Below are 2360 nucleotides of genomic sequence, written 5' to 3' on the forward strand. Positions count from 1 at the left end.
ACATGGCGACGCCGATCTCGCCGGCGCCGGCGCACACGATGGCGATGACACCCGAGAGATCGGCCGTGAGCGGATCGCCGTCGGCAAAGGCGACGCGCTCCGCCTCGGTGACGCTGAGACCGCAAAGTTCGCGATTGCCGTCGAGCGCATGCACGCGAATGTGCGCGCCGGCAGCAGCCAGCACGCGCAACTTCGCCTGCAGGATATCTCCGGCGCCGATGAGAAGCACCGAACCGGCCGTCAGATCGAGAAACACCGGCAAGAAGCGCATGCGATACTCGCTTCCCCACCACGGGGTTGACTGGAATTATTTTCTATATATGTGTCGTTTCGTGCGCGCAAAGAGAAATTTTTTCTTCTCTTGCGCTCAATCAGTATAGAATTTTCGCCTCTAGACGCAAAGTGGCAGAGATGCATCTTCTCAAGGACGATTCCGCTGCAGTTCGACTGCCCAAGCCCGAGCCCGTCGCGCGGGGCCTCGCGCCAGAATTTTCCGCCGATCTGCGGACGGCGGCGCCGAGCATGGACCATCTCGACCAACTCGAGGCGCAGAGCATCTACATCTTCCGCGAGGCCTTCGCGCGGCTGAAGAAGATTGCGCTGCTGTGGTCGCTCGGCAAGGACTCCAACGTGATGATCTGGCTGGCGCGGAAGGCGTTCTTCGGCCGCATGCCGTTTCCCGCACTTCACGTCGATACCGGCAAGAAATTTCCGGAGATGTACCGCTTCCGCGATCGCTACGGCAAGGAATGGGATCTCGATCTGCGTGTCGAGCCCTGCCCGCCGATCGACGCCGTCGACCCGACCCTGCCGCCGGCCGCCCGCTCCGCCGCGCGCAAGACCGAGGGGTTGAAGATGGCGCTCGCCAAATACGGCTTTGACGGCCTGATCGCCGGCATCCGGCGCGACGAGGAGGCGACGCGCGCCAAGGAGCGGGTGTTCTCGCCGCGCGGCCTGGAAGGCAATTGGGACGTGCGCGACCAGCCGCCGGAGTTCTGGGACCAGTTCAACGCCTCGCCGCCGACCGGCGCGCACTTGCGCATCCATCCGATCCTGCATTGGACCGAGGCCGACATCTGGGCCTATACCAAGCGCGAGAACATCCCGATCATTCCGCTCTACCTCTCCAGCAACGGCAAGCGCTATCGCTCGCTGGGCGACGCCGACATCACCTTCCCCGTCAACTCGACCGCCGCCTCCATCGACGAGATCCTGATCGAGTTGGAGCAGACCAGGGTGCCGGAGCGCGCCGGCCGCGCGCTCGACCACGAGACCGAGGACGCCTTCGAGCGGCTTCGCGTCGCCGGCTATCTCTGATTTCCCGCTCCGATCCCTATCATGAAAACGGGCGCCGCCATGAACATGATCCTCAATCCCGCGCTGTCGGCGACGCCAACATCGATGCCGAACGGCACGACGTCGATGCCGAACGGCACGACGCGACCGCAGGTGCGCATCGTCATCGTCGGCCATGTCGACCACGGCAAGTCGACCCTGGTCGGCCGCCTCCTGCACGAGACCGGCAGCCTGCCCGAAGGCAAGCTCGAGATGCTGAGGGCGGTCAGCACGCGGCGCGGCATGCCGTTCGAATGGTCGTTCCTGCTCGACGCCCTGCAGACCGAGCGCGACCAGGGCATCACCATCGACACCACGCAGATTCGCTTCCGCACCAATTCGCGCGATATCGTGCTGATCGACGCGCCCGGCCACGCCGAGTTCCTGCGCAACATGATCACCGGCGCCTCGCAGGCCGACGGTGCGGTGCTGATCATCGATGCGCTGGAGGGCGTGCGCGACCAGACACGCCGACACGGCTATCTCCTGCACCTGCTCGGCGTGAAGCAGGTCGCGATCGTCGTCAACAAGATGGATCGCGTCGATTTCAGTGCGGATCGCTTCGGGGAGATCAGCCGGGAAATTTCGGCGCATCTCAAGGGCCTCGGCATCACGCCCTCTGCGGTGATCCCGATCTCGGCCCGCGACGGCGACGGCGTCGCGGGGCGGACCGACCGCATCGGCTGGTACGAGGGGCCGACGGTGGTCGAGGCGCTCGATGGCCTCGAGCCGGCACGGCCGCTCGAAGCGCTGGCGCTGCGCCTCCCGGTGCAGGCGATCTACAAATTCGACGACCGCCGCATCGTGGGCGGCCGCATCGAGTCCGGAAGTCTCTCCGCCGGCGACGAGATCGTAATCATGCCAGCCGGCAAGATCGCGAGAATCAAGACGGTCGAAAGCTGGCCGTTGACGCCGGTGGCGGGGCCGCAGGGCGCCGGCCGCTCGGTCGGCATCACGCTCGACCGCGAATTGTTCATCGAGCGCGGCGACGTCATCGCACATGCAAGCGCAAGCCCGCGCGAGAC

General features: G+C 65.4%; 3 protein-coding genes. 2 read left to right on the top strand and 1 reads right to left on the bottom strand.

What is annotated here, in order from left to right:
- Positions 1-271 (bottom strand): NAD(P)-dependent oxidoreductase (locus tag KGM94_RS24935; RefSeq protein ID WP_300265331.1); only part of this gene is annotated, 271 nt, incomplete at its 3' end.
- 251 nt (positions 272-522) lie between these two features.
- On the opposite strand from KGM94_RS24935, the gene cysD reads away from it, so the two are divergent.
- Together cysD and KGM94_RS24945 are read left to right on the top strand one after the other, a co-directional pair.
- Positions 523-1317, top strand: a complete 795-nt coding sequence (cysD, locus tag KGM94_RS24940) for a sulfate adenylyltransferase subunit CysD (RefSeq protein ID WP_300265333.1) — start codon at positions 523-525, stop codon at positions 1315-1317.
- A gap of 39 nt (positions 1318-1356) precedes the next feature.
- Positions 1357-2360, top strand: a 1004-nt coding sequence (locus KGM94_RS24945) for a GTP-binding protein (RefSeq protein WP_300265336.1), incomplete at its 3' end; no start/stop codon positions are given.

The sequence above is a fragment of the Bradyrhizobium sp. genome, assembly GCF_028868675.1.
Taxonomy (GTDB): domain Bacteria; phylum Pseudomonadota; class Alphaproteobacteria; order Rhizobiales; family Xanthobacteraceae; genus Bradyrhizobium.

Bases quoted from the DNA above. Each gene is read 5' to 3' on its own strand.
- cysD (WP_300265333.1), top strand. From the start codon at position 523: ATGGACCATCTCGACCAACTCGAGGCGCAGAGCATCTACATCTTCCGC.